Genomic DNA, 21,559 nt, shown 5'->3' with positions numbered 1-21,559 from the left:
CCGCCGGCCCCGGGTGACCTGTGGCCGGCCGTCCCCGGTTGTCACACCCGGGCGGTAGCGTCGGATCATGACCACGGAGGCGAGTCGGGCAGGGCAGGCGGGCGACGGGGAGCGGCGCCTGGCCACGCTGGAGGGCGTGCTCGAGCGGATCACCTACGCCAACGAGGAGAACGGATACACGGTCGCCCGCGTGGACACCGGCCGCGGCGCCGGTGATCTGCTCACCGTCGTCGGCGCGCTCCTCGGCGCCCAGGTCGGGGAGTCGCTCAGGATGGAGGGCCGCTGGGGATCACATCCCCAGTACGGACGGCAGTTCACGGTGGAGAACTACACCACCGTCCTGCCGGCCACCGTCCAGGGCATCCGCCGCTATCTCGGCTCCGGCCTCGTCAAGGGCATCGGCCCCGTCTTCGCCGACCGCATCACCCAGCACTTCGGCATCGACACCCTGAGGGTCATCGAGGAGGAGCCCAAGCGGCTCATCGAGGTCCCCGGTCTCGGGCCGAAGCGGACGAAGAAGATCGCCGACGCCTGGGAGGAGCAGAAGGCGATCAAGGAGGTCATGCTCTTCCTGCAGACCGTCCAGGTGTCCACGTCCATCGCCGTGCGGATCTACAAGAAGTACGGCGACGCCTCGATCTCCGTCGTCAAGAACCAGCCCTACCGCCTGGCCGCCGACGTCTGGGGCATCGGCTTCCTCACCGCCGACCGCATCGCCCAGTCCGTCGGCATCCCGCACGACAGCCCGGAGCGCGTCAAGGCCGGCCTTCAGTACGCGCTGTCGCAGTCCGCCGACCAGGGCAACTGCTATCTCCCCGAGGAGCGGCTCATCGCGGACGCGGTCAAGCTGCTCCAGGTCGACACGGGGCTCGTCATCGAGTGCCTGGCCGAGCTGGCGGCACCCCCCGAGGACGACTCCGACCCCGGTGTCGTCCGGGAGAAGGTGCCCGGACCCGAGGGGGAGGGGCCCGTCACCGCCGTCTATCTGGTCCCCTTCCACCGGGCCGAACTCGCCCTCTCCGCCCAGCTGTTGCGCCTGCTGCGGACCGACGAGGACCGGATGCCCGCCTTCCGGGACGTGGCGTGGGACAAGGCGCTGGGCTGGCTCAAGGAGCGCACGGGAGCCGATCTCGCCCCGGAGCAGGAGGCGGCCGTACGGCTGGCGCTGACCCGGAAGGTCGCCGTCCTCACCGGCGGCCCCGGCTGCGGCAAGTCCTTCACGGTGCGGTCCATCGTGGAGCTCGCCCGGGCCAAGCGGGCCAAGGTCCTGCTCGCGGCGCCCACCGGGCGGGCGGCCAAACGCCTGTCCGAGCTGACCGGCGCCGAGGCCTCCACGGTCCACCGGCTGCTGGAGCTGAAGCCCGGCGGCGACGCGGCGTACGACAGGGACCGCCCGCTCGACGCCGACCTGGTCGTCGTCGACGAGGCGTCCATGCTGGATCTGCTGCTCGCCAACAAGCTGGTCAAGGCCGTGCCGCCGGGCGCCCATCTGCTCTTCGTCGGCGACGTCGACCAGTTGCCGAGCGTCGGCGCCGGAGAGGTGCTGAGGGACCTCCTCGCCGACGGCAGCCCCCTGCCCGCGGTCCGGCTGACCCGGGTCTTCCGCCAGGCCCAGCAGTCCGGCGTCGTCACCAACGCGCACCGCATCAACGCCGGGCAGCATCCGCTGACCGACGGCCTGAAGGACTTCTTCCTGTTCGTCGAGGACGACACCGAGGAGGCCGGCCGGCTCACCGTGGACGTGGCGGCACGGCGCATCCCGGCCCGGTTCGGCCTCGATCCGCGCAGGGACGTGCAGGTGCTCGCCCCGATGCACCGGGGCCCGGCCGGCGCGGGCGCCCTCAACGGGCTGCTCCAGCAGGTCATCACCCCGGGCCGCCCCGATCTGCCCGAGAAGCGGTTCGGCGGCCGGGTCTTCCGTGTCGGGGACAAGGTCACCCAGATCCGTAACAATTACGAAAAAGGCAAGAACGGGGTCTTCAACGGCACCGTGGGCGTGGTCACCTCGCTCGACCCGGTCGACCAGCGCCTGACGGTGCTGACGGACGAGGACGAGGAGGTCCCCTACGAGTTCGACGAACTGGACGAGCTGGCCCACGCGTACGCGGTGACCATCCACCGCTCCCAGGGCAGCGAGTATCCGGCGGTGGTGGTCCCGGTCACCACCGGAGCCTGGATGATGCTCCAGCGGAATCTGCTCTACACGGCGGTCACCCGCGCCAAGAAGCTGGTCGTCCTCGTCGGTTCCCGCAAGGCGATCGGGCAGGCGGTGCGCACGGTCTCGGCGGGCCGGCGGTGCACGGCTCTGGACTTCCGACTGTCCCCGGGGCCCCTCGACGGCTGATCTCCGCCCGTCCGGCACGCCCTCGAAAAAAATGATCGATCAAACGAGTCGCGAAGGTCACAGAGCACTTCCGGAACCGGTTCCAGGCGGGCAGGATGAGCAGGTTGACGGCACTCAGTGCCGCCGATGAGCCCAATGGTCGACCCCGAGTGCACTCTCCTGCGCCAAATGGGGGATGGTAGAGACAGTCAGGGCACCTCGAAGATGAGGCACTACGTCGGTGAGGGAAGACGTGAGCGACAACTCTGTAGTACTGCGGTACGACGGCGGCGAGTACACCTACCCGGTGGTCGACAGCACCGTCGGCGACAAGGGCTTCGACATCGGGAAGCTCCGCGCCCAGACCGGTCTGGTCACTCTGGACAGCGGTTACGGCAACACCGCCGCATATAAATCCGCCATCACTTATCTGGACGGCGAGCAGGGCATCCTGCGGTACCGCGGCTACCCGATCGAGCAGCTGGCAGAGCGCTCCACCTTCCTGGAGGTCGCCTACCTGCTGATCAACGGCGAGCTGCCGTCCGTCGACGAGCTCTCCACCTTCAAGAACGACGTCACGCAGCACACCCTGCTGCACGAGGATGTCAAGAACTTCTACACGGGCTTCCCGCGCGACGCGCACCCGATGGCGATGCTGTCCTCGGTGGTCTCCGCGCTGTCCACCTTCTACCAGGACAGCCACAACCCCTTCGACGAGAAGCAGCGCAACCTCTCCACGATCCGTCTGCTCGCCAAGCTTCCGACGATCGCCGCGTACGCCTACAAGAAGTCGATCGGCCACCCGTTCGTCTACCCGCGCAACGACCTGGGCTACGTCGAGAACTTCCTCCGTATGACGTTCTCCGTGCCGGCGCAGGAGTACGACCTGGACCCGGTCGTCGTCTCCGCCCTGGACAAGTTGCTGATTCTGCACGCGGACCACGAGCAGAACTGCTCGACCTCGACCGTGCGCCTGGTGGGCTCGTCGCAGGCCAACATGTTCGCCTCGATCTCGGCCGGCATCAACGCGCTGTGGGGCCCGCTGCACGGTGGCGCCAACCAGTCCGTCCTGGAGATGCTCGAGGGCATCCGCGACGCGGGCGGCGACGTCGACTCCTTCATCCGCAAGGTGAAGAACAAGGAGGACGGCGTCCGTCTGATGGGCTTCGGCCACCGGGTCTACAAGAACTTCGACCCCCGCGCGAAGATCATCAAGGCGGCGGCGCACGACGTCCTCTCGGCCCTCGGCAAGTCCGACGAGCTGCTGGACATCGCGCTGAAGCTGGAGGAGCACGCGCTCTCCGACGACTACTTCGTCTCGCGCAGCCTCTACCCGAACGTCGACTTCTACACCGGTCTGATCTACCGCGCGATGGGCTTCCCGACCGAGATGTTCACGGTCCTGTTCGCCCTCGGCCGGCTGCCGGGCTGGATCGCCCAGTGGACCGAGATGATCAAGGAGCCGGGCTCCCGCATCGGCCGCCCGCGTCAGATCTACACCGGCGTGGTGGAGCGCGACTTCACCTCGGTCGAGGAGCGCTGAGCACGCCTGACGGCAGCCTGCTCGACCGGTAGGTGAGCCGAAGGGGCGCTCAGGCGCCCCGGAGGCGAACCCGCCACGAAAAAGCAGAAGGCGCCCCGGCGACGGTCCCCCCACGGGCCGACGCACGGGGCGCCTTCCCATGTCCCGGTGCGGATTCCCCCCACGGGATCCGGCCGGGCGCCTGCGGGACAGCGCCTGAATCGCTGCGAGCAAAACGAGCAGAACTCGGCGTACCACTGCGATGCGGTCTGCCGGGACGCGTACCGACGGGAGGGCCGCTCAAAGCTCCCCGGTGTACGTGCCCCGGCAACGCAGTTTCCCGGGAACGTCCCCCAAGACCTCCCCGGATGTCAGTCGCGCCCCCCAAGACGCTTCTGACATCGCCAACTTAGACCCACGAACCCTTCAGTTGGTTACGTTCACATCACTGTGATCTGCATCTCTTGCATATGTCCTGAAAATACGCAAGAGGCCCGATACGGCGATCGAGTCCCCAGCGTAAGGATGATGCGCGAGCCTTGTGAAGAGCTTATGTGAGGCATGCGTCGGACTCTAGAGGCACTCTCGCCCTTGCGTCATGAGAATGTCCGGAGCCGCAGGCTGTTCGTGACCACGAAGACCGACGAGAAGGCCATCGCCGCGCCCGCGATCATGGGATTGAGCAGGCCTGCGGCGGCCAGCGGCAGCGCTGCCACGTTGTAGCCGAAGGCCCACACCAGGTTGCCCTTGATCGTGCCGAGGGTCCGCCGGGACAGCCGGATCGCGTCCGCGGCCACCCGCAGGTCCCCGCGCACCAGCGTCAGGTCGCTCGCCTCGATCGCCGCGTCCGTGCCGGTGCCCATGGCGAGCCCCAGATCGGCGGTGGCGAGCGCGGCCGCGTCGTTGACGCCGTCGCCGACCATGGCGACGGTCCGCCCCTCACCCTGCAGCCGCCGGACGACGTCGACCTTGTCCTGTGGCAGCACCTCGGCGATCACATCGCCGGAGTCGATGCCGACGGCGCGCGCCACGGCCTCGGCCACCGCCCGGTTGTCCCCGGTCAGCAGGACCGGCCGCAGCCCCAGGGCGCGCAGCTCCCGTACCGCCTCGGCGCTGGTCTCCTTGATGGTGTCGGCGACGGTGAGAACACCGAGGGCCGCTCCGTCCCGGGCGACCACGACGGCCGTGCGTCCCTCCGCCTCGGCCGCGTCCTTCGCGCGGGCCACCGCCTCCGGGAGAGCGTCCGCGAACCGGCCCACCGTGACCTCGTGGCCCTCGACCCGGCCGCGCACCCCGAGCCCGGGCACGTTCTCGAAGTGCTCCGGCGCCGGGAGGGCACCGGTGCGCTCCCGGGCGCCCGCCGCGACGGCCCGGGCGATCGGATGCTCGGAGGCGTGTTCCAGGGCTCCTGCGAGCCGTAGAACCTCCTTCTCGTCGGCCTCCTCGGCGACGTACACGTCCTGGAGGGCCATCCGGCCGGTGGTGACCGTTCCGGTCTTGTCCAGGACCACGGTGTCGACGCGGCGCGTGGACTCCAGCACCTCGGGACCCTTGATGAGGATGCCGAGTTGGGCGCCGCGGCCCGTGCCCACCATCAGCGCCGTCGGGGTGGCGAGGCCCAGGGCGCAGGGGCAGGCGATGATCAGCACCGCGACGGCCGCGGTGAAGGCGGCGACCGTGTCGCCCGTGACGCCGAGCCACACCCCGAAGGTGCCGAGCGCGATCAGCAGCACGACGGGCACGAAGATCCCCGAGACGCGGTCGGCGAGGCGCTGTACCTCGGCCTTTCCGTTCTGCGCGTCCTCGACGAGGCGTGCCATCCGGGCGAGCTGGGTGTCGGCGCCCACCCGGGTCGCCTCCACCACCAGCCGGCCCCCGGCGTTCACGGTCGCGCCGGTCACGGCGTCCCCGACGGCCACGTCGACCGGCACCGACTCACCGGTCAGCATCGACGCGTCGACCGCGGAGGTGCCCTCGACGACGGTCCCGTCCGTGGCGATCTTCTCCCCGGGCCGTACGACGAACCGGTCCCCGACGGCCAGCCGCGCCACCGGGACGCGTACCTCCCGGCCGTTCCGCAGCACCGCCACGTCCTTCGCACCGAGTTCCAGCAGCGCCTTCAGTGCCGCACCCGCGCGCCGCTTGGAGCGGGCCTCCAGATACCGGCCGAGCAGGATGAACGCGACGACCCCCGCGGCCACCTCCAGATAGACGGCCTTCGATCCGTCCGTACGGGAGACGGTGAGGTCGAAGCCGTGGCGCATGCCCGGCATCCCGGCGTCCCCCCAGAACAGCGCCCACAGCGACCAGCCGAAGGCGGCCAGCGTGCCGACCGAGACAAGGGTGTCCATGGTGGCCGCGCCGTGCCGGGCGTTGGTGAAGGCCGCCCGGTGGAAGGGCAGTCCGCCCCAGACCACGACGGGAGCGGCGAGGGTCAGCGAGAGCCACTGCCAGTTGTCGAACTGCAGGGCCGGGACCATCGACATGAGGACCACGGGCAGGGCGAGGACGGCGGAGACGGTCAGCCGTGTGCGCAGCGCCGCCGTCTCGGGGTCCTCCTCGGTGGCACCGGACTCCCGCGGTTCGGGTTCCTCGGGCCGCGGTGGCGGGGGTGCCTCGGCCGTGTAGCCGGTCTTCACCACGGTGGCGATCAGATCGGCGACCTCGATGCCGTCGGCGTAGGAGACCTTCGCCTTCTCGGTCGCGTAGTTCACCGTGGCGGTGACGCCGTCGAGGCGGTTGAGCTTCTTCTCCACGCGGGCCGCGCACGAGGCGCAGGTCATACCGCCGATCGTCAGTTCGACCTCGGAGTGCGTGGCAGGGTCTATCGGGGCTGGTGCTGCGGTGGTGGTCATGTCCGGACTCCAGAAGGGAGACCGGGACGTACGGAGCCGGTATCAGCCGGTCGGCACGGCCCGGTGCGGAGATCGGGGAGGGGTGGATCAGGCCTTGCCGACGAGCTCGAAGCCCGCCTCGTCGACCGCGGCACGCACGGCCTCGTCGTCGAGGGGCGCGGCGGAGACCACCGTGACCTCGCCGGTGGACGCGACGGCCGTGACCGAGCTGACCCCGGCGATGCCGGAGATCTCGCCGGAGACGGAACCCTCGCAGTGTCCACAGCTCATCCCGCTCACCCGGTAGACGGTCGTCACGGGGCCGGAGATGTCGGTCTGCGCGGTCATGTCGTTACTCCTTGGGAGACGTGGGGGGCCTACGTGTCTCAGATTATACCCCTAGGGGGTATCACCCAAGAGGTTCCTCACGCGGGCCGGGCGGTGGGCGCGTCGGGGGACATGATCGGGCCGGGATCCGCCACCGGGAGCGCGGACCGCACGGTGGCGGCGGCCGGTGCGCCCGTCCGGCGGAACGTCCGGCGGAGCGGCGCCCGATGACCGTGCCAGTCCCCCGGCCCGCGTTCCCCCTCCTCGGCTAGCGTTCCGCCGGAGAGGCGCCCCGGGGCCGCCGGGGAGCGCGGGACGAGGGCGGAGGGTGCGGTCGTATGCGTGCGGTGGTGTTCGAGCGGTACGGGGAGCCGGCCGAGGTGCGCGAGGTGCCGGATCCGGAGCCTTCGGAGCACGGGGTGGTGGTGCGGGTCGAGGCGACGGGCCTGTGCCGCAGCGACTGGCACGGCTGGATGGGGTACGACCCGGACATCGCACTCCCGCATGTGCCCGGCCACGAACTCGCCGGCGTCGTCGAGGCGGCGGGCCCCCGGGTGACCCGCTGGCACCCCGGCGACCGGGTCACGGTCCCGTTCATCTGTGCCTGCGGCAGCTGCCCGTCCTGTGCGGCGGGCGACCAGCAGGTGTGCGAGCGCCAGACCCAGCCGGGGTTCACCCACTGGGGATCCTTCGCCCAGTACGTGGCGCTGGAGCACGCGGACGTGAATCTGGTGGCGGTGCCGGAGGAACTGTCGTTCCGGACGGCCGCGGCACTCGGGTGCCGGTTCGCCACGGCGTTCCGCGCGGTCGTCGGGCAGGGCCGGACGGCGGCGGGGGAGTGGGTCGCCGTGCACGGCTGCGGGGGCGTCGGCCTGTCCGCGGTGATGATCGCGGCGGCCGCGGGGGCGAGGGTCGTGGCCGTCGACGTGTCACCCCGGGCCCTGGAGCTGGCACGGCAGTTCGGGGCGGTGGAGTGCGTGGACGCGACGCGCACCGAGGACACGGCGGAAGCGGTCCGGGAACTGACGGGCGGCGGCGCCCATGTCTCCCTCGACGCGCTCGGCTCCCCGGCCACCTGCGCGGCATCGGTGAACGGACTGCGCCGCCGCGGCCGCCATGTCCAGGTCGGCCTGCTGCCGTCGCCCGGCGGCACGACCCCGGTGCCCATGGCCCGGGCGATCGCCCTGGAACTGGAACTGCTCGGCAGCCACGGCATGGCCGCCCACGCCTATCCGCCCCTGCTGGAGCTGGTCCGCTCGGGCGCCCTGCGCCCCGACCTCCTGGTCACCTCGGCGATCCCGCTGGCGGCGTCCCCGGCGGCCCTGGCCGCCATGGGAACGGCCCCGGGCAGCGGAGTGACCGTCATCGAACCGTGGGCCTGACGCCCACCGGAGCGGCCCCTCCCCGGCCGGGGGACGGGCCGCTCCGGTGGGCGTCACGGCTCCGCGCGGCCGCGGTTGCCGGGCCGGGCGGCGACCCAGGCCCGGACCGTGTCGGCGTACCAGTAGGGTTTTCCGCCCTCCACATGGTCGGGCGGGGGAAGCAGCCCGTGTTTGCGGTACGACCGCACGGTGTCCGGCTGCACCCGGATGTGCGCGGCGATCTCCTTGTACGACCAGAGGTGGCGGTCGGACATCAATAGAACCTCCCCGCGCGCGCCGCGGTGGCGACCCGGGGAGGCCGACGGGGGAGCCGGGCGCTGCGCTGGTGATCACGAACCTGTGCTCCGTCAACGACGGGGGGTCCGAGCCGGGCAGGGCCTGTGAACGGGGTGTGACAGAACAGCGGTCCGCGCGGGACATGTGTGACACGGCGGAGTTCTTTGTGACACGGCTGACGAACGGTGCGGGTGTGCCGTGTCCCGGGAACGACGACGACCAGGGGCGCACCCTTTTACGGGTGCCGCCCCTGGGCCGTGGAACTGACGGAGTACGGCGCGGGTGCCGGACGCGGACGCCCGGCACCGTCGCACTAGAAGCGGGACGCCACGCGGCCGCGCCGGTACAGGACGAGCCCGCCGGCCAGCATCGCGACGCTGACGGCCGAGGCCGCGATCACGCCTTCGCTACCGGTCCGCGCCAGGGCAGGCGCCGGGTGTGCGGCGGTGACGGGCGTGCCGGCCGGAGTGACACCCCGAGGCGGGGTCTGCGGAGGCGTCTGGGGCGGCGTCTGTGGGGTCTGGGGCGGCGTCTGTGGGGTCTGCGGAGGCGTCTGCGGGTTCTGCGGAGGCGTCTGCGGAGGCGTCTGCGGATTGTGCGGAGGCGTCTGCGGAGGCGTCTGCGGGTTGTGCGGAGGCGTCTGCGGAGGCGTCTGGGGCGGCGTCTGCGGGTTGTGCGGAGGCGTCTGCGGAGGCGTCTGCGGGTTGTGCGGAGGCGTCTGCGGAGGCGTCTGCGGGTGGTGGCCGCCCGTGGTGCCCGGGCCGCCGTTCGAGGTCTGGCCCGAGCCGGTGGCGGGGCCGCACGAGTTGCCGGTGACCTCGTTCAACAGGCCGCCCACGTTGACGCCGTTGCCGCAGGCGTTGACCGGGACGTGCACCGGGACCTGGACGTTGTTGCCCGAGCCGATACCGGGCGAGTCGCTCGTGGCGCCGGTGGCGTGCGCACCCGTGGAGGAGGCTCCGCTGCCGGAGGCCTCGCCGCAGGAGTTGTCGGACGCCTGGTTCAACAGGGCGGCCACGTTGACGCCGTTGCCGCAGGCGTTGACCGGGACGTGCACCGGGACCTGGACGTTGTTGCCCGAGCCGATACCGGGCGAGTCGCTCGTGGCGCCGGTGGCGTGCGCACCCGTGGAGGAGGCTCCGCTGCCGGAGGCGTGGCCGCAGGCGTTGCCGAACGCGGGGTTCAACGCGGCGATCACGTTGACCGTGTTACCGCAGATGTTGACCGGCACGTGCACCGGGACCTGGACGTTGTTGCCGGAGGCGACGCCGGGCGATCCGTTCGCAGTGCCCTCGGCGTGCGAGTCCGCGTACACCGGGTTGCCGCACAGGGACAGAATGCCCGTCGCGGCGGCTGCCGCGACCATTCCCCTGCTCAGGGTCTGTCGCAATCTCGTTGTCTTCCTGCTGGTAGAAGTGGGTGAAGTGGGAAGGCCGGCCCTGGAACCGGGAAGAGGAGTCCAAGGCCGGCCGAGACACAGCCGGGCAGCTGATGCATGACGACGTCAGCCGACGGCGGCCATGACGTCAGGTGGTCGCGCAGGCGTTGCCGGCGGCCGGGTTGAGCAGCCCGATGACGCTGACGGTGAGGCCGCAGGCGTTCACCGGAACGTCGATGGGGGCCTGGACGAGGTTGCCGGAGAGGATGCCCGGGGAGCCGGTCGAGGTACCCTCGGCGCCCGAGTCGGCCATGGCCGGAGCGGCCATGCCGAGCGCCATGATGGCGCCGGCGACGACAGCCGCACTCTTCTTGTGCTTCACGTATTTTCCCTTCTTTGCGGTCGTGCCCCTGTGACGGCCGAAACCGAGCGAGCACAGCTTGAACGGCTCGCCGCACGACCTGCAGTCTGTGAAACGAGGAATAGTCGACGGAAGCAACTCCCGATCGGAGGGCGCCGGGCAATTCACCCGAATGCCATCGTCGAATTCACACCCGAGGCGAATACCGGGTATTGACGCGGGGTACTCAGCCGGCGCTCGCGTGACCGCCCGTCAGAAGCGGCGCGTCCTGGGTGGTGACCGGTACGGTACCGACCACCGAACCGGCGTCGGTCCTCGTCGGCAGACCGGCTCCGAGCTGGTCCAAAGAGCCCTGTACCAGGGAGGACCGCGGACTCGTGCCGTCCCCGGTCACCTGGTCGCCGAGCGCGCTCCGGGCGGCTGCCGCGCCGGCGGGCGTGGTGCGCCCGTCGTCGCCGAGGGCAAGCGCCCGGGGAGCGGCCAACGCCGTGGCACCGACGACGGAAGCCACGACCGCTGCCACGGCCATTGCCTGCTTGAGCATTTTCTCGCGTTCCTTTCCTGGCAGAGACACGTGTTCTGCTCTGCCACCAACCAGGTGTGTCGGCAATGGTTTCGGCGATTCACCCGGTCGGCCGTTCACGGAACGGCAATTGCGCTCACGGCGGCCCGGGCGGTTGCCCGGGGCGGCCCGGCCGCTCAGTTCTCGTACAGTTTCTCGATCTCCCGTGCGAACGCCGTCGCCACCGCCTGCCGCCTGATCTTCAGGGAGGGCGTGAGCAGCCCGTTCTCCTCGCTGAACTCGCCCTCGACCAGCGCGAACCTGCGGATGGACTCGGCCCGGGAGACCGCCTGGTTCGCGTGGTCGACGGCCTTCTGCACGTCCGCGAGGATCCGGGGGTCGGCGACGACGTCCGACAGCGGGGTGTCCACGGGCAGCCCCCGCACGGCGAGCCAGTGGGCGACCGCCTCGGGGTCCAGCGTGATCAGGGCGGCGATGTACGGGCGGTTGTCGCCTACGACGATGCACTGGCCGACGGGCGAACGGCTGCGCAGCCGGTCCTCCAGCACGGACGGGGAGACGTTCTTGCCGCCCGTGGTGATGAGGATGTCCTTCTTGCGGCCGGTGATGGTGAGATAGCCGTCCTGGTCGAGGGCGCCGAGATCACCGGTCGCGAACCACTCCCCGGTGAGCACGGCGTCCGTGGCGGCCGGGTTGTTCCAGTACCCGCCGAAGACCGGTCCTCCCCTGATCAGGACCTCCCCGTCGGCGGCGATGCGGACCGCCGAGCCCGGGACCGGGAGGCCGACCGTGCCGGGGCGGGGCCCGAGGGGCGGGACGAGGGTGGCGGCCGCGGTCGTCTCGGTGAGTCCGTAGCCCTCGTAGACGACGATCCCGGCCGTGTAGAAGAACAGGTTGAGGTCTCGGTCGAGCGGGGAGCCGCCGCTGATGGCGTAGCGCGTCCGGCCGCCCAGCTCCTTGCGGATGCGCCGGTACACCAGCAGGTCGTACAGCGCCCACGCCGCGTACAGCCCCGGACCCGGTCCCTTGCCGGTGCCCAGGAACCTGTTCAGATGCGCCTCGCCGAAGCGGACCGCGACCCGGTCGGCGCGGTCGAAGGACGCCCCACGGCCGATCTTCTCGGCGGTGGCCCGCCCGGTGTCGTGGATCTTTTCGAAGAGATACGGCACGCCGACCAGGAACGTGGGCCGGAACGACCGCAGCGCCGGCCGGAGTTCGTCGGGCCTCACGCTCGGGAAGTGGCCCACCTCGATACGGGCCAGCAGACAGGCGATCTGCAGGGTGCGGCCCAGGATGTGGGCGAGGGGCAGGAACAGCAGGGTCGAGGCGTCCTGGCCGGTGACCTCCTTGAAGACCGGGTGCAGCAGTTCGACCGTGTTGGCGGCCTCCGCGTGGAGGTTGGCGTGGGTGAGGACGCAGCCCTTGGGTGCTCCGGTGGTCCCGGAGGTGTAGCAGATCGTCGCGGGCGTGTCCGGGGTGAGGGCGCCACGGCGCCTGGTGACCTCCTCGCCGGGGACGTCCCGGCCCTGCTCGGGGAGCCCGCCGAGGGTGTCCGCCTCCAGGCACCACACCCGCGGGGGCTCGGGGTGGCCGGCCGTCGCCGCAGCGACCGTGGCCGCGTTCCGGGCGGTCTCCACGACCACGAGACGGACGCCGGCGTCCCGCACGATCCACTCGACCTGCTCGGCGGACGAGGTGGGGTAGACCGGGACCGTCTGGCCGCCCGCCGCCCAGATCGCGAAGTCGAGGACCGCCCACTCGTAGCGGGTACGGGACATCACCGCGACCCGGCCGCCGGGCTCCAGGCCCGCCGCGATCAGCCCCTGGGCGGCGGCGGTGACATCGGCGGCGAAGGCGGTGGCCGTCACCGGCCGCCAGTCGGAGCCGTCCTGACGGCGCATCACCACCGCGTCGGGTGCCTCGGCCGCGTTGGTGAAGGGCAGATCGGCGGTGCTGCCCGTGCCGGCGGGCGGCACCAGCGGTGCGGTGCGCACCTCGCGGACCGTGCCGTCCGCGTCCCTGACCAGCTCGACCGTGGTGCGGTCCGCCAGATCGCGGCGCTGCTGTGCCCGTTTCAGATCCCTGCGTACGCCCATGACGGCTCCGGTCGCGGCTCGGGTGCGGAGATGCGTACTCACTCGTACTTACTCCGGAGTCAACTTACCCGTGAGTCAGGTGAATTCAATGGTGCGCACCGAGGTTCTTCGGCGGTCCCTGCGCGGCAGCCGGGTCAGCCGGCGTCCCGCAGCCGGGACGCCCGCCGGATCGCCGAGGCCAGCGCGCGTACGTCGGCGTCCCGGGTGCGCGACGCCAGCGCCTCGGTGCGCTCGGCGAGCGCGGGGAGACCGGGGTCGCCGGGGAGCGCGGCCGACCCCGACGCGGACCGGCGCAGGTCGTCCGCGAAGTACGCGGCGGCCGCCGCGACCTGCAGCCCGTACGGTGCCTGCCCCAGGTCGGCGCCGAGGGCGCCGGTCTCGAGCCGGCCGGACTCCTCGTGCGGGGCGTGGGTGGCCGGGTCCAGCCAGCGGACGCTCGCCGTGGCGAGATGACCCTCGGCGCCGGGCCGGGTGCGCACCGCGTAGAGCGCGGTGACCGTGTGGCCGGGGCCCACCTCGCCGCCGTCCACGCGGTCGTTGCGGAAGTCCCGGTCGGCGACGCGCCGGTCGTCGTAGCCGATGAGGCGGAACTCCCTTACGGTCCGCGGGTCGAAGGCGACCTGGGCCTTGGCGTCCCGGGCCGTCAGCTCGACGTTCTGCGGCAGTTGGTCGCTGAAGACCCGCCGTGCGTCCTCGGGGGTCGAGACATAGACGGTGTGGCCGTCGCCCCGGTCGGCGAGGCGTTCCATCAGCGCGTCGCCGTACTCGCTGCCCACGCCGACCCCGAAGAGGGTGATGCCGTGCTCCCGGCGGGCGTTCGCGATGCGCTCCAGGATGGTGCCGGGGTCGGTGTCACCGGTGTTGGCGAGCCCGTCGGACAGCAGCACGACCCGGTTGGTGGCGCCCGGCCGCAGGCCCTGGACGGCGGTGGCGTATCCGGTGCGGACGCCCGCGCCGAGGTTGGTCGAGTCCGTCGGCCGCAGCTCCTCGACCGCGTCGTGGACCCGGGCGCGACGGCCGCCGAGCCGGGTCATCGGCAGCACGGTCCGCGCCTCGTCGCTGAAGGTGACGAGCGCGACCGAGTCGTCGTCGCGGAGCCGGTCCGTCAGCACCCCGAGCGAGTCCCTGACCAGGTCGAGCCGGCCGGGCTCGGCCATCGATCCGGAGACGTCGACGACGAACGTCAGCGCGGCGGGCGGGCGTTGCGCCTCCGGCTGCGCGGCGCGCGTGGCGAGTCCGACCCGCAGCAGGGACCAGCCGTCGGTGCCGGTGCGGGCGCCGTCGACGGTGACCGTGAAGCCGTTGCCCGCCGGGCGCTCGTAGTGCTGGTCGAAGCTGTTGACGAACTCCTCCGGGCGGACCGCGGACGGCGCCGGCAGCCGGCCCTCCGCGAGGGTGCGGCGCGCATAGCCGTACGAGGCGGTGTCGACGTCCAGCGCGAAGGTGGACAGCCGGCCGGAACCCTCCTCGCGGCCGTTTGGCGTTGAACCGGCGGCCGGCGCGGGAAACGGGAGCGCGCCGTTCGACGTGCTCGACTTGCCCGACTCGTTCGTCCCGTCCCCCGAGCAGCCGCTGAGCAGCAGTCCGCCCGTGAGTGTGAGCGCGAGCAGTGTGCCGCGAAGCCGTCGTGTCCGGTACTCGCCCATCGGTGCCCCCTGTGTCCGTCGACGTCGACGTCTGCAGTCGATGTCTGTGACTGTGACGGGGCAAGGGGCGCCGACGGGCGGTACGGGGCGTTGCGGATGGATCTCGAACCGGCCACGGCGGACGGCCGCCGACACCGGTAGGAGATCCTCCGTTGACCTAGGACACGACGTCCTTGCGCGCGAAACCGCGGAAGGCCAGCGCGAACAGCACCAGCGCGTACGTTATGGAAATCGCCGTGCCCTGGATCATGCCGGACCACTCGGGGCGGGGCTGGACGGCGTCCGCCCAGGCGAACTGCCAGTGCGCGGGCAGGAAGTCGCGCCAGTGGCCGAGCGCGGTGACCGCGTCCAGCACGTTCCCCACGATCGTGAGGCCCACCGCGCCGCCCACCGCGCCCAGCGGCGCGTCCGTCCGGGTCGACAGCCAGAACGCGAGCCCGGCGGTGACCAGTTGGGAGACGAAGATGTACGCCACCACGACCACGAGCCGCTGGGCCGCCGTGCCCGCGGACAGGGATCCGCCGGTCGGCAGCTGAAGCGGTCCCCAGCCGTAGGCCGCCGTGCCCACCGCGAGCGCGACGACCGGCAGCAGCACCATCGCCGCGAGGCTCAGGCCCAGCCCGACTGCGAGCTTGGACCACAGCAGACGGGCACGCGGGACCGGGGCCGCGAGCAGATAGCGCAGCGAGGACCAGCTCGCCTCGGAGGCGATCGTGTCCCCGCAGAACAGCGCGACCGGGATCACCAGCAGGAACCCGGCGGAGACGAAGAGGCTCACCGCGGCGAAGTTGGCGCCCGACGCGGTCGCCGTGTCCATGAGCGTGACCTGCCCGTTGCGCGAGGCCGGGTCGCCGCCGATGGCGAAGGCGATGACCAGCACGAACGGCAGCACGGCCAGGATCGCGCCCATGACGAGCGTACGGCGCCGCTTCAACTGCCGGACCAGCTCGACCCGGAGCGGGAGCGTGCGCCGCGCCCGGTACCCGTCGGCCGTCTCGGCCCGCTCGGCGAGCGCACTCATGCGGAACCTCCGATCAGGGTGAGGAAGGCGTCCTCGAGCCGGCGGTGGGGCCCCAGCGAGGACACGGGCACATCGAGCCGGACGAGCTCGACGAGCAGCCGGGCCGCGGCCGTGGAACCGGAGACGACCGGCTCGGCGGACCCGTCCGGCAGGACACCGGGGGCCGCGGAGACGCCCGGCTCACCAGGACCCACGGCCGCCACCGCGGAGGCGACCGGCTCCGGCGAGTCCACCGGGGAGCCGCCCGCTTCCGTGACCGGGGCGAGCCGCACCAGCAGTCCGCCCTCCGTCCGTGTCGCCGACGAGACGCCGGGCAGCACGGCCACCTTCGCCACCAGCGGGTCGGCGATCTCGGCCGCCAGCCCCACGAGCAGGGTGTCGCCGGAGCCCACGATCTCGCTCACCGGCCCCGCCTGCACCAGTCGGCCACGGTCCATGACCACCAGGTGGGTGCAGGACTGTTCGACCTCCGCCAGCAGATGGCTGGAGACGATGACCGTGCGGCCCCCCGCCGCGTACCGGATCATGACCTCGCGCATCTCGCGGATCTGCGGCGGGTCCAGACCGTTGGTCGGTTCGTCGAGGATCAGCAGATCCGGCAGTCCGAGCATCGCCTGCGCGAGGGCGAGCCGCTGGCGCATGCCCTGGGAGTAGGTGCGGACCGCGCGGGACAGCGCGTCGCCGAGCGCCGCGATCTCCAGTGCCTCGTCCAGGTGCGCGTCCTCGGGCGGGCGGCCGGTCGCCTGCCAGTACAGCTCCAGGTTCTCCCGGCCCGACAGATGCGGCAGGAAGCCCGCGCCCTCCACGAAGGCGCCGACCCGCGACAGCACCGGTACGCCCGGGCGGATCGCATGGCCGAAGACCCGGATCTCGCCGCCGTCCGGCTTGATGAGACCCATCAGCATGCGCAAGGTCGTCGTCTTGCCCGCACCATTCGGCCCGAGCAGTCCCAGCACCTGGCCCTTCTCCACCCGGAAGGACACGTCCCGCACCGCGTACCGGTCGGCGGACTTCGCGTAGCGCTTGCTCAGGCCCGTGATCTGCAACGGGACATCGGCGAGTGCGGGGTCGGGAGCCGGTGCCGTCGTACGGCGACGGCCCGTCAGGAGCAGGGCCGCCGCGGCCACCGCTCCGGCGAGCGGCAGCCACCACACCCAGGAGGGCAGCGGGGCCGCCGCGGTGGTCACACCCGGTGCCGTCGGCACCGTGAGGGCGCTCTTCAGGGAGACCCGGTAGGTGGCCGCCGCGGCCGGGGACGCATAGCCGAGGTCCGTGGAGGCGAGCACCAGCCGCAGCCGGTGGCCCCTCTGCACCTCGTGGTCGACGGCGGGCAGGGTGAGCGTGACGTCCTTGCCGTTCCGGGCGCCGGTCACCCGGAAGGGGGCGACCAGTTGCGAGGGCAGCACCGCCCGGCTCTCGCCGGGTCCGACGTCGTAAACCTTTCCGAAGAGCACGGCGTCGTCGCTCGTCGACGTCACATGGACGGTCACCGTCGGCGACCCGGTGATCCACAGGCCGTCGCGGACCGGGGCCGAGTCGAAGTGCGCGTACTGCCCGGGGAAGTCGAGCGACACCCCGATGCCCAGCGACGACAGCTGGGACAGGCCGCCGGAGCCGCCGAGGCCGGGGAGCGCGGAGATCGCGGGCGGGCTCGCGCCGGCCGGGTTCGCGAAGCTCTGCTCGCGACCGGTCAGCGGGACCGTCCGCCGTCCGCTCTCCAGACCGGTGTAGGCGTCCGCGCTCGCGCCGCGCAACAGGACCGCGCCGTCCGTGGAGTCGACGCCTCCGGTCCGGGTGATCCGGAAAGCGGGGCCGGTGTCGACGTTCCGCTCGTCCTTCAGATACCTGTCGAACCACGCCGTCACGCGCGCCTGCACCCGGTCGGTCTCCAGGTCGCCGCCGTCGTGCCCGCCCGCGATCCAGTCGACGTCCACGGGCGCGCCGTTCGTCTGGATGGCTCGGGCCGCCGCGTCCGCCTGGCCGAGCGGGAACAGCGAGTCGGTCTGGCCCTGCACGAGCAGTGTGGGCACCCTGATGTCCTTGCCGACAGCGGACGGGGAGCGCTCCTGGAGCAGGGCGCGCGCCTGCGCGTCGGGCGTGCCGGACTCCGCCACCCGGTCGTACATCCGGCACAGCTCGACGGTGAACTTGGCGCAGCCGCCGCCCGAGTTCAGGAAGACGCCCGCCCACAGCTTCTTGAACACGTCGTTCGGGAACAGGGCGTCCGCCAGGTTCCAGTACGTGATCGCCGGTGCGATGGCGTCCACCCGGCGGTCATGACCGGCCGCCAGCAGCGAGATCGCCCCGCCGTACGACGCGCCCGCCATGCCCACGCGCGGGTCGCCGGGCTTGTCCAACTCGACCTCGGGCCGCTTAGCCAGCCAGTCGATCAGCTTCGAGACGTCGGCGACCTCGCCCCGCGGGTCGTTCAGCCCGATTCTCCCCGTGGACTTTCCGAAGCCGCGTGCCGACCAGGTCAGTACGGCATACCCGTCCCGGGCGAGCTTCTCCGCCTGGCCTCTGACGTCGTCCTTGCTGCCGCCGAAACCGTGGGCGAGCAGGACGGCCGGGCGGCGGCCGGCGGACCCCGCGGTGAAGTACGAGGAGTCGATCCGCACACCACCGCCCATGTCCATGATCTGGTCGGAGCGGTGCACCGCGGGCGCGTCGTCCGAGGCGACGGCAGACCAAGTGCCGACGCAGGCCAGCACGAGGACGACCGCGGCGACTGCGGCCACGGCCCCTCGGCGCAGCCCCCGGACCGCGGGCAGTCGAAGATCCATGCGTCAACGGTAAGGGCCGCCACCGACAACCGCGGCAGCCGCCGGACGGAACTGCGGCCCCTCCCACAGGCGTACGGACCCGACGCCGTCTACCGCAGCCGTCGTACGGCGGCGCGGCGACCGTCCCGGCCCCAGGGGCCGCCACCCGTCCCACCGAACTCCCCTTTTCGCCCCGGCCGCAGAAACACCGGGCACAAGGTGTCCGGAAATGCACCTGGGAACTCCCGGACGCCTGAAGCGACCGGGAACGCCGACCCGGAAAGGTCATCCATGCACAAGCTCGACGGACGCCCCCACCGGCCGGCCATCGGCGAGGAGGTCCTGACCGACGAGTTGCGCGCGCTCGGCATCCGCCCCGGCGGGGTGCTGGTGGCCCATGCCTCGCTGCGCAGCCTCGGCCCGGTGCACGGCACGAGCCGCGCGGTGGTACGGGCCCTGCGTGCCGCCCTCGGCCCGCAGGGCACTTTGGTGGTGCCCACCTTCACCCCGGAGAACTCCGACACGTCCCTCTTCTACCGCAGGCGCATCCAGGGCCTGACCGAGCGGCAGGTGGCGGAGTTGCGCAGCACGATGCCCCCGTACGACCGCCGGCGCACCCCGGCCTTGTCGACGGGGCGGCTCGCGGAGGAGGTGCGGACGCATCCCGAGGCGCTGCGCAGCGATCATCCGCAGACGTCCTTCGCGGCCGTCGGCCCCCTGTCGCACCGGATCGTCTCCGGCCATTCCCGCGGCTGCCATCTCGGGGAGTGCTCCCCGCTGGCCCGGCTGTACGAGGAAGGGGCCCAGGTGCTGCTGCTCGGTGTGGGGTTCGCCTCCTGCACCGCGTTCCACCTGGCCGAATACCGTATGCCGGAGCAGCCGATGCAGGGGTACCACTGCGTCATCCGGGTCCGGGGGGAGCGGACCTGGTGGAGCTACACGGACGTGGCTCTCGACGACAGCGATTTCGCGGTGCTGGGCGCGTCGTTCGAGCGGAGCGGGGCACCTGTCGCGACGGACCGGGCCGGAAGCGCCGACGCCCGGGTCTTCGGTGTCAGGGACGCCGTGGACCACGCGGTGACGTGGATGGCGTCCCATCGCCGCCCGGGGCGCCGGCAGGGTTAGTACTGCAACCGCACCTGTCGCGTCACCGCAGGTCAGGCGCAGCGCGGCGGTTTTTGGGCGGTGGCGATCCGACGGCGCACGGTGATAGTCGCCGCGCCGGGCCGATCGCGAACTGGCAGGTCAACGGCTCTCTATATCTGATAGCCCGTCAGCTTCGAAGTGTCCAGACGCCTAAACTGACCTGCGCTGATTCCATGAGTGCGGTTGCAGTATTAGGGCGCAACACGCCGTAACCCGCTTCCGGGCTCAGGCCTGTGCGTCCTCGGGGATCGACACCAGCCAGCGGGTCTCGCGTCGGGGGCGGAGGTAGAGCGCCCAGTACAGGGTGGCCACCGCGGTGATGCCGCCCGTCCACAGCAGATAGCCGACCTCCTGCTGGCTGAGGATGTACGCGAGGACCGCGATCAGCAGGATCGGCATCGCGGGCCACAGCGGCATCCGCCATGCGGGCGTGTGCCGGTGCCCGCCGCGCCGGGCGAGCAGGGCGGCGACCGCCACCAGCAGGTACATGCCGGTCACCGAGACGCCCGTGACACCGTAGAGGGTGTCGAGGTTGACGAAGCAGAGCAGCGCGCCCGGGACACCGACGACCAGGGTGGCGACCCACGGGGAGCCGAACCGGCCGAGCTTGGCGAGGCCGTTGTTGACCGGCTCGGGCCAGGCCTTGTCGCGGGCGGAGGCGAACAGCACGCGGGAGTTCTGGATGACCATGACGATGCCCGCGTTGATGATGGCGAGCGCCACGCACAGGCTCACGAAGGTGCCGACGGCCGAGTTGGACCAGGCGGTCACCATGCTGCTGAGGTCGCCGCTCGTCAGGGCCCTCAGGTCGGAGGCGCCCATGGTGATGGCCACGACCGGCACCAGGATGACGACGGTGGAGATGGCGAGGGTGGCGAGGACCGTGCGGGCGACGTTGCGGCGCGGGTTCTCCAGCTCCTCGGAGAGGTAGACGGCGGTCGAGAAGCCCTGGGTGACGAAGAGGGCGATGGCGAGCCCGGAGACCACCAGCATGGCCGTCACGGTGTCCGTGTGGCCGTGTTCACCGGCCACCTGCATCGAGACCAGGCTGCCGAGGCCCCGCTGGCTGTGGGTGAAGCCCAGGACCGCGACGACCCCCGCGGCCACCACTTCCAGGACCAGGAAGATGCCGGTGATCCAGGCGTTGGCGCGCAGGTCCAGCAGTCCGGCGAGGGTGGCGAGCAGCATGACGCTCGCGCCCGTCATCGCCGGGTCGAGATGGACGACCGGTGCGAGGTAGTCCGCGGTGCCCATGGCGATCACCGGCGGGACGATCACGACGACCAGCAGGGACAGTACGAAGACCAGCCAGCCCGCGAGCCGTCCGGCGAGCGTCGACACCATGGCGTACTCGCCGCCGGCGCTGGGGATCAGGGTGCCCAGCTCCGAGTAGCAGAACGCCACGGCGATACAGAGGAGGGAGCCGATGGCGATCGTGAGGGCGGTGGCGGTGCCGAGCGAGCCGAACAGGTCGGGGACGACCACGAAGAGCGTGGAGGCGGGCGTCACGCACGAGAGCGTGAGCAGCGTGCCGCCGACGACGCCGATGGAACGCTTGAGTGTCTGGGGACTGCTCTCCGGTGCCTGGGCGACGGAGTTCTCGACAGGGCGGAGCGTGTCGGTCATGCGGCGGTTCCGATCGACTCGTGCGGCAGTGGTCCGGGCGGGAGCGCTATCGCCTCCGAGGCTGGGTCGTCCTTGCTTGTCGTCTCCCGGTGCGCTGCATTGGATCCCGACGAAAATCAGCACGTCAATGGCCGTTAACCTTCGGATTCCGCACTTGTAAAGCGAACCGGGTTGCCCTGCTTTCCCAGGGCGCGACGCCAGTCTGGCTAATTAGTCAAGACCTTGCGCGCTTCGACCTTGCTTTCGAAGGTGAAAACCGGGTTGAGCCTGCGTCACCCGTTTGATGTCGCCCGCACGGGAACCGCAGCGAACTCGTTAAAAAAATGTCAGGCCGTC

The 21,559-nt window shown here is 71.5% G+C and carries 15 protein-coding genes; 4 read left to right on the top strand and 11 right to left on the bottom strand.

All coding sequences use genetic code 11. The features are described 5' to 3' along the window. Positions 1-67 precede the first annotated feature (67 nt). Together ACFYX0_RS06380 and ACFYX0_RS06375 are read left to right on the top strand one after the other, a co-directional pair. On the top strand, positions 68-2,344 hold the full coding sequence (locus ACFYX0_RS06380) for an ATP-dependent RecD-like DNA helicase (protein ID WP_388966960.1): 2,277 nt from the start codon (positions 68-70) through the stop codon (positions 2,342-2,344). Positions 2,345-2,576: 232 nt separating this feature from the next. After that, positions 2,577-3,866 (top strand): citrate synthase, encoded by a 1,290-nt coding sequence (locus tag ACFYX0_RS06375; RefSeq protein ID WP_355917801.1) that lies wholly within the window; start codon positions 2,577-2,579, stop codon positions 3,864-3,866. Positions 3,867-4,441: 575 nt separating this feature from the next. Here the strand turns inward: ACFYX0_RS06375 and ACFYX0_RS06370 are convergent. Further along, the gene (locus tag ACFYX0_RS06370) at positions 4,442-6,700 is read right to left on the bottom strand and encodes a heavy metal translocating P-type ATPase (protein WP_388966958.1); all 2,259 of its coding nucleotides are present in this window, start codon (positions 6,698-6,700) and stop codon (positions 4,442-4,444) included. A gap of 87 nt (positions 6,701-6,787) precedes the next feature. Further along, positions 6,788-7,027: a heavy-metal-associated domain-containing protein gene (locus ACFYX0_RS06365; RefSeq protein ID WP_388966955.1), complete on the bottom strand. Its 240-nt coding sequence runs from the start codon at positions 7,025-7,027 to the stop codon at positions 6,788-6,790. Between the two features lie 317 nt (positions 7,028-7,344). On the opposite strand from ACFYX0_RS06365, the gene ACFYX0_RS06360 reads away from it, so the two are divergent. Next, the gene (locus tag ACFYX0_RS06360) at positions 7,345-8,388 is read left to right on the top strand and encodes a zinc-dependent alcohol dehydrogenase family protein (RefSeq protein WP_388966952.1); all 1,044 of its coding nucleotides are present in this window, start codon (positions 7,345-7,347) and stop codon (positions 8,386-8,388) included. A gap of 53 nt (positions 8,389-8,441) precedes the next feature. Here ACFYX0_RS06360 and ACFYX0_RS06355 read toward each other — a convergent pair whose 3' ends face one another. The 8 genes from ACFYX0_RS06355 to ACFYX0_RS06320 all read right to left on the bottom strand — a co-directional run bounded on the left by ACFYX0_RS06355 (position 8,442) and on the right by ACFYX0_RS06320 (position 18,472). After that, complete coding sequence (locus tag ACFYX0_RS06355; protein ID WP_311692677.1) at positions 8,442-8,642, bottom strand: MerR family transcriptional regulator; 201 nt, start codon at positions 8,640-8,642, stop codon at positions 8,442-8,444. A gap of 335 nt (positions 8,643-8,977) precedes the next feature. Next, positions 8,978-10,054 (bottom strand): chaplin, encoded by a 1,077-nt coding sequence (locus ACFYX0_RS06350; RefSeq protein WP_388966949.1) that lies wholly within the window; start codon positions 10,052-10,054, stop codon positions 8,978-8,980. Between the two features lie 136 nt (positions 10,055-10,190). Continuing rightward, entirely contained in the window at positions 10,191-10,382 is a 192-nt protein-coding gene (locus ACFYX0_RS06345) for a chaplin (RefSeq protein ID WP_355917887.1), read from the bottom strand. Positions 10,383-10,629: 247 nt separating this feature from the next. After that, positions 10,630-10,947: a rodlin gene (locus ACFYX0_RS06340; protein ID WP_388966946.1), complete on the bottom strand. Its 318-nt coding sequence runs from the start codon at positions 10,945-10,947 to the stop codon at positions 10,630-10,632. A 155-nt stretch (positions 10,948-11,102) separates the two neighbouring features. Then, a complete protein-coding gene (locus tag ACFYX0_RS06335) occupies positions 11,103-13,022 on the bottom strand; it encodes an AMP-dependent synthetase/ligase (protein ID WP_388967023.1) in 1,920 nt (639 codons plus the stop codon). 134 nt (positions 13,023-13,156) lie between these two features. Continuing rightward, the gene (locus tag ACFYX0_RS06330; protein WP_388966943.1) at positions 13,157-14,668 is read right to left on the bottom strand and encodes a von Willebrand factor type A domain-containing protein; all 1,512 of its coding nucleotides are present in this window, start codon (positions 14,666-14,668) and stop codon (positions 13,157-13,159) included. 157 nt (positions 14,669-14,825) lie between these two features. Continuing rightward, positions 14,826-15,689 carry an ABC transporter permease gene (locus ACFYX0_RS06325; protein ID WP_388966940.1) on the bottom strand — a complete coding sequence of 288 codons (864 nt, stop codon included), beginning with the start codon at positions 15,687-15,689 and terminating at the stop codon, positions 14,826-14,828. Further along, positions 15,686-18,472, bottom strand: coding sequence for an alpha/beta fold hydrolase (locus tag ACFYX0_RS06320; RefSeq protein ID WP_388966937.1), 2,787 nt, complete (start codon positions 18,470-18,472; stop codon positions 15,686-15,688). Before ACFYX0_RS06320 ends, ACFYX0_RS06325 begins: the two co-directional genes overlap by 4 nt. A 270-nt stretch (positions 18,473-18,742) precedes the next feature. On the opposite strand from ACFYX0_RS06320, the gene ACFYX0_RS06315 reads away from it, so the two are divergent. Continuing rightward, on the top strand, positions 18,743-19,576 hold the full coding sequence (locus tag ACFYX0_RS06315; RefSeq protein ID WP_388966934.1) for an aminoglycoside N(3)-acetyltransferase: 834 nt from the start codon (positions 18,743-18,745) through the stop codon (positions 19,574-19,576). 246 nt (positions 19,577-19,822) lie between these two features. On the opposite strand, the gene ACFYX0_RS06310 is transcribed toward ACFYX0_RS06315, so the two are convergent. Continuing rightward, a complete protein-coding gene (locus tag ACFYX0_RS06310; RefSeq protein ID WP_388966931.1) occupies positions 19,823-21,223 on the bottom strand; it encodes an APC family permease in 1,401 nt (466 codons plus the stop codon). Positions 21,224-21,559 lie beyond the last annotated feature (336 nt).

It is taken from the genome of Streptomyces sp. NPDC002573 (genome assembly GCF_042889625.1).
GTDB classification, from domain to species: Bacteria; Actinomycetota; Actinomycetes; order Streptomycetales; family Streptomycetaceae; genus Streptomyces; species Streptomyces gibsoniae.
This window is presented reverse-complemented; position numbering and strand designations above follow the sequence as displayed.